Source organism: Longimicrobiales bacterium (assembly GCA_035764935.1).
GTDB lineage: Bacteria > Gemmatimonadota > Gemmatimonadetes > Longimicrobiales > RSA9 > DASTYK01.
Genome location: DASTYK010000086.1, coordinates 1 through 5178 on the forward strand (window position 1 = coordinate 1; position 5178 = coordinate 5178).

The 5178-nt window shown below is 66.8% G+C and carries 7 protein-coding genes and 1 riboswitch; of the genes, 3 read left to right on the plus strand and 4 right to left on the minus strand.

Annotation, left to right across the window (positions count from 1 at the left end):
- The 4 genes from VFU06_06780 to crcB all read right to left on the minus strand — a co-directional run.
- A partial coding sequence (locus tag VFU06_06780) for a methyltransferase domain-containing protein (GenBank protein ID HEU5209098.1) occupies positions 1-353 on the minus strand: 353 nt, incomplete at its 3' end.
- 52 nt (positions 354-405) lie between these two features.
- The gene (locus VFU06_06785; protein ID HEU5209099.1) at positions 406-750 is read right to left on the minus strand and encodes a metalloregulator ArsR/SmtB family transcription factor; all 345 of its coding nucleotides are present in this window, start codon (positions 748-750) and stop codon (positions 406-408) included.
- Positions 751-977: 227 nt separating this feature from the next.
- On the minus strand, positions 978-1880 hold the full coding sequence (locus tag VFU06_06790) for a glycerophosphodiester phosphodiesterase (protein ID HEU5209100.1): 903 nt from the start codon (positions 1878-1880) through the stop codon (positions 978-980).
- A gap of 391 nt (positions 1881-2271) precedes the next feature.
- On the minus strand, positions 2272-2655 hold the full coding sequence (crcB, locus tag VFU06_06795; GenBank protein HEU5209101.1) for a fluoride efflux transporter CrcB: 384 nt from the start codon (positions 2653-2655) through the stop codon (positions 2272-2274).
- A gap of 35 nt (positions 2656-2690) precedes the next feature.
- Positions 2691-2755: riboswitch (Fluoride riboswitch) on the minus strand.
- Positions 2756-2944: 189 nt separating this feature from the next.
- On the opposite strand from crcB, the gene VFU06_06800 reads away from it, so the two are divergent.
- The 3 genes from VFU06_06800 to VFU06_06810 all read left to right on the plus strand — a co-directional run bounded on the left by VFU06_06800 (position 2945) and on the right by VFU06_06810 (position 5054).
- On the plus strand, positions 2945-3583 hold the full coding sequence (locus tag VFU06_06800) for a dihydrofolate reductase family protein (protein HEU5209102.1): 639 nt from the start codon (positions 2945-2947) through the stop codon (positions 3581-3583).
- 132 nt (positions 3584-3715) lie between these two features.
- Positions 3716-4210 (plus strand): hypothetical protein, encoded by a 495-nt coding sequence (locus tag VFU06_06805; protein HEU5209103.1) that lies wholly within the window; start codon positions 3716-3718, stop codon positions 4208-4210.
- Positions 4197-5054 carry a hypothetical protein gene (locus VFU06_06810; protein HEU5209104.1) on the plus strand — a complete coding sequence of 286 codons (858 nt, stop codon included), beginning with the start codon at positions 4197-4199 and terminating at the stop codon, positions 5052-5054. Before VFU06_06805 ends, VFU06_06810 begins: the two co-directional genes overlap by 14 nt.
- Positions 5055-5178 lie beyond the last annotated feature (124 nt).

The following is a 5178-nucleotide window of genomic DNA, read 5'->3' on the forward strand; positions in this document are numbered from 1 at the left end:
CGCGCCAGCGCCAGCATCTCGTCCGTCATGTCCAGGCCGTACGCCTTGCCCGTCGGGCCCACCCGCTTCGCCGACAGCAGCACGTCGATCCCGCCGCCACTCCCCAGGTCCAGCACCACCTCGCCGGCGTTCAGCTCGGCCAGGGCCGTCGGGTTGCCGCAGCCGAGTGACGCGAGGACGGCCGCTTCCGGCAGCGTCGCCGTCGTCACGGAGTCGTACAGATCGCGCGTGATCGGATCCGTCGTGCCGCAGCTCCCGCCCGTCCCGCAGCACGATCCCTTCGCCTGTTCCTGCACGACCCGGAGCGCCGCCTGCCCGTATCGCTCCCTCACTACCTCCCGCACGTCGCTCATATCGTCCTCGCCGATCAAGAAAAGTTGATGGATTCCGGCACAAAAAAAGAACTCAACCGCAACACTGATCCTCGTGCGGCTCGCCGCACGCACAGCTCGACCACGCCTCCGGATCCGGCTTCCGCTCCTGGAGGTACGCGGCCATCCCGTCCAGCACCTCCGGCCTCAGGGAGTAGAAATTCCAGCGCCCCTGCTTCCGGTCGTTCACCAGCCCCGCCTCGCGCAGCACCTTGAGGTGGAACGACAGCCGCGACTGGGCCGCCCCGACCGCGTCCTGCAGGTCGCACACGCACTTCTCTCCGCTCGCCAGCATATCGATGACGCGCAGCCGCGTCTCGTCGGAGAGCGCCTGGAAGAGGCGTGCGGTCTGGGTGGGGCTGAGCTCGGTCGTCTTCATGGCAGGATGATACATCAAGGAATCTTGGTGTGTCAAGGATCCCGTCGTCTTGAAAGGAAACGGCCGTGCCTGGTACGAGCTGATGGCTTACCGCGACCCTGTCGACAGGCTGTCGGCGTCGTCATTCCGGATTCTGCGCCATACGGCACCTGTGCCCAGCAGCCGCTGCCCGGGGGATGTGTTGTGCGCCGGGGCAGCGGCGGTGGGCAGTGAAGGACTGAGCCGCTTTAATCCAGGGGTGGTTGCAGCGAGACGGCGAGGGGGACGTCATCGGCGTAGAGCGCGTCCAGCCCGAGCGCAGCACCGAACATCCATTGCTGTGCGTCGACGACATCACCGCCGAATGCGTGCAGGCCGGATTGCTTCGCCACAGCGACCAGCATGCTTGCCGCGCCGGCCTGAAGCTGCTCGAGCTGTGCCAGCAGACGCAGGTCGAAGCTGACAATGGTCGCCCCCACAGCATGTGCCGTCGCCAGGGCCTGCGCCGGTTCGGCATATCCGGGCAACCGGTGCACGGTGCCCAGCTCGGCCCACTGCAGGCCGAATTCTGGCGCCTTGTCGATCAGCGTGACGGGAAGGCCGAGCGCGGCTTCGATCTGCTGCGGCGACAGGAATTGCAGAACGAGAAGCGTGAGCTGGCGCGGGATCTCGGGTGCGCGGTCGGCCGCAAGTGCGAGCATGACGGGTGACATGGAGTTGAAGAAGACAATATCGCTCGCATGCATGCGGCGGATGGTGCCGATCACCGCATCGACCAGCTCGTCTTCGCCCTCATCCAGCGGGTCACATAACGGTGAGGGCGGCTTGAGCTCGACCGTGACGAGGCCGCTCAGCCGATCCGGTGAGGCACGGTTGGCGCGTCGCGCGTTCTGCAGCAGTGACTCGAGAGTGGCAATATGCGGCTCACGCGCCAGCAGCTCATCCGCCGTCATCGTGCTGAAACAGGTCAGGTCGTCGAGAAAGTCCTCATGCCAGGCTACCACTTTTCCGTCTGAGGTCAGCGCCAGATCCAGTTCCACCACTGGTGCACCTGCAGCGAATCCGGCTCGCAGCGCAGCGAGCGAATTTTCGATGGGGCGCAGGGGATCCTCGCCGCGATTCGGCCCCATTCCGCGATGCGCGATGACCACCGGTCCTGCCTCCAGCGCGAGCAGCGCCTCGATCGTGCTCGGCAGCATCAGCCCGGGGGGAGCTGTCTCTGCCATCGGACCATCGGCTTCCGGGCGCGTGGAAACGGCCAGGGGATCACTGCAGCCGGGAACAACGGCGGTCAGAATTACGGCAGCAACGGAGGACTGGCGCATGGTGGCCTCCTTCTGAGGAAATCGGACGGTGCTGCACCATGCACCCTGTAATCGCGTCGCGGCGCTGCCGTTCGCGACGTAGACAACCGGGAACTCTGACGTAGTAGGTCGGAGAGCTACCCCCGTCGAGTGAAGGAATGAGCGAGCCGTCGGGAATGGCGTGAGTGCAATTGACGCCTGCGACAGCCTCAATGCGCGTGTCGCCGCCGCGGCCGTTTCACGATCGGATCGACAGAAAAGAGGCGGCAGCAGCATTGCCGACCAGGACAGCAGCCACCCCCAGCAGCAGTGAGCCCACGGCATACGCTCCGGCCTTGCCCCACGCGCCGACCCCGAGCAGCTCGACGGTCTCGTAGCTGAAGGTGCTGAACGTGGTGAATGCGCCGAGCAGGCCGATCGTGATGGACGCGCGTACCTCGGGCGCCAGGCGGATCGCTTCGAGGTAGTGGAGGACGAATCCGAGCAGCAGCGACCCCACCACGTTCACCACCAGCGTGCCCAGCGGAAAACTCGAGCCGGCGCGGGCCTGGATCCAGCCGCCCAGGCCGTACCTGGCCACGGCGCCGGCGGCACCGCCGAGTGCGATGTACAGCACGGTCATGAACCCTCCACGAAAAAGCCTCCCGACCGGCGAGGCCGGTGGGAGGAGTCATCAGCGGTGGCGGACCGCGGTTCAGGCGAACTCCATCGCCATCTGCTTGTTGCTGCATGATGCCACATTCAGCGCGACGCCGCAACGTACTGGCTGCGATTGTTGCAGTACGAATGAGCAGATCGTCTGACTTCGAATGGTACCCGGCGTGGATCATCCTGCCAGTGTGAGCGACCGCCGGGCTCGACGCCACAGCATCGATCGCCGCATCGCCTCGCGATGCATACGGAAGGGAATCATGAGAAAGCTCGTAGTCGGTACATTCCTGACGCTGGACGGGGTCATGCAGGCCCCCGGCGCTCCCGACGAGGATCGCGACGGCGACTTCCGCCACGGCGGCTGGCTGGTGCCATACTTCGACGATACGCTCGTCGAGACCATGACCGAGTGGACGACGAGCGCCGGCGCGTTTCTCCTGGGCCGCAAGACGTACGAGATCTTCGCCGCCTCCTGGCCCAGGTCCACCGATCCTGCGGACGAGTCGGCCATGGCGCTCAACACGCGACCGAAGTACGTCGCATCGCGCACCCTGAAGGACGTCAGCTGGAACAACGCGAGCCTGCTCCAGGGCGACGTCGCGGATGCTGTCGCCGAGCTGAAATCCCGGGATGGCGGCGAGATCCAGGTCCATGGCAGCAGTGAGCTCGTCCAGACCCTGCTCGAGCATGATCTCGTCGACGAGCTGCGGCTCTGGATGTTTCCCGTGGCTCTCGGCACCGGCAAGCGCCTGTTTGGCGACGGCACGATCCCGCGTAGCTTTTGCCTCGTCGATCTCCGGCAGAACACGACCGGAGCGGTGCTGCACGTATACGAGCGGGTGGGCGACCTGAAGTACGGTGCGGTGGAGGTCGGCGAGGAAACGGTCGTATTCGACTGAAGGACGGCCGTCGCTCGCGGAATGGGAAGCGGTGGCGGAAGAGATTCTGACCGACCGTTAGCCCGCTCCACACCCGCCCGGCTTCGCTCTGAACAGGAGGACCGAGGCGACCGGATCCACCGGGAGATCGAAATGGAATTCCTGCTGCTGCTCGCACTCAACGCCGCTCCGCCAACGGCCCCTCCGGATACGGTCGACGTCGTGGTCACGGCTGTGACGCACTGGGTCGGCGACGTCGGTACGTTGCGGGAGGACGCGGGCTCGTTGCACGTCCGCATCCAGACATCGGAGGGCTCGAGGCTGGTGCCGATGTCGGACAGCGTGAGCGCGGAGATCGCCCGCCGCCTCGGACTGCGACTGGTTCCACGGGACGAAGTAGTTCACTGCCAGCGCGTCGAGGACCTGCCGAGCGGGCAGTGGCCGAAGTGCTCGATGGACGTAGCCCGCCACTGGAACATCACGCTGGAGTATCTCGATGCGGGTAGCGGCCTGGCGGAAGTGACGGTGGGATCGACCCGCCGGTCGTCCGGCGTCACGCGCATCTCCGGCGCGGCGATGACATTCGAGTTGCGATATGCCGACGGACAGTGGAAGGTCACTCGCGTCGTGTTGGATGCGATCACCTGATGTCAATGACGCCGCAGCGATGAGCAGCACGTCGCCCGACCTGCCGTACGCCCGCATCTACGGCGGTCCGCTCGAGGATTTCGTGCGACGTCGTGACGCGCTCGTCCGCGAGCTGCGTTCTGCCGGTGACCGCGACGCTGCGAACGCGGTCAAGGGGCTGCGCAAGCCGTCGCGCGTCGCCTGGGCACTCGACCAGGGCGCGATCACGGCACGCGACAGCTTCGACGCCCTCGCCGATGCCGCCGCCGCGCTCGTGAAGGCACAATCCAGCGGCGGCGATGCACGCGCGGCGATGGCAGCACTGCGGGACGCGGTGCGCAGCTTCGCGGAGAACGCGGCGGATGCGGCAGGGAGTGCAGGGCACCGCACCGAGCCCGGCGCCCTGATGGGCGCGGTGCACGCGGTGCTCGGCCGGCAGGACAGCTTCGAGCAGCTCAGGTCCGGATGCCTCGTCGACGTCCCTGAAGCTGGCGGACTCGACGTCTTTTCTGCATTTACCATGCAGCCTGCAGCCGCGACCTCCGCACCGGCGGCAGGAGCGACGGTCGCAACGCCGCGCCGCAAGAGCGACGAGCGCGAACAGGCCGCGCGTGCGGCCGTGGAAGCCGCGGCCAGCGCGCTGGACGATTCTCGATCGCGGCTGGAGCGCGCCAACGCAGACACCGAGCAGGCGGAGGCGCAGCTCGCCGACGCCGAGGAGCGAGTGCGACAGGCCGAGGCAGACGCGCGTGCTGCGCGACAGCGCGTCGCGAGTGCACGCAAACGCGCAGAGTCCGTGGCAGCCGAGGTGCGCAAGGCGGAGCAGGCACTCGAGCGCGCGCGGCGCAACGTGCCGCAGGCGTAGATCAGCATCACACACGACATCGGGAGGCAGGATGCAGCAACCGATCGAGGCGTTCCGCGCGTCGGAGCGCCCGCTCCGGAGCATTCGTCGCCGGCTCACCCCCGCAACCATGCTCCTCGCCGCG

Excerpts from the sequence above, each read along its gene's own strand:
- VFU06_06810 (HEU5209104.1), top strand. The coding sequence starts at position 4,197 with ATGCGATCACCTGATGTCAATGACGCCGCAGCGATGAGCAGCACGTCG.
- VFU06_06805 (HEU5209103.1), top strand. The coding sequence starts at position 3,716 with ATGGAATTCCTGCTGCTGCTCGCACTCAACGCCGCTCCGCCAACGGCC.
- VFU06_06800 (HEU5209102.1), top strand. The coding sequence starts at position 2,945 with ATGAGAAAGCTCGTAGTCGGTACATTCCTGACGCTGGACGGGGTCATG.
- VFU06_06785 (HEU5209099.1), bottom strand. The coding sequence starts at position 750 with ATGAAGACGACCGAGCTCAGCCCCACCCAGACCGCACGCCTCTTCCAG.
- crcB (HEU5209101.1), bottom strand. The coding sequence starts at position 2,655 with ATGACCGTGCTGTACATCGCACTCGGCGGTGCCGCCGGCGCCGTGGCC.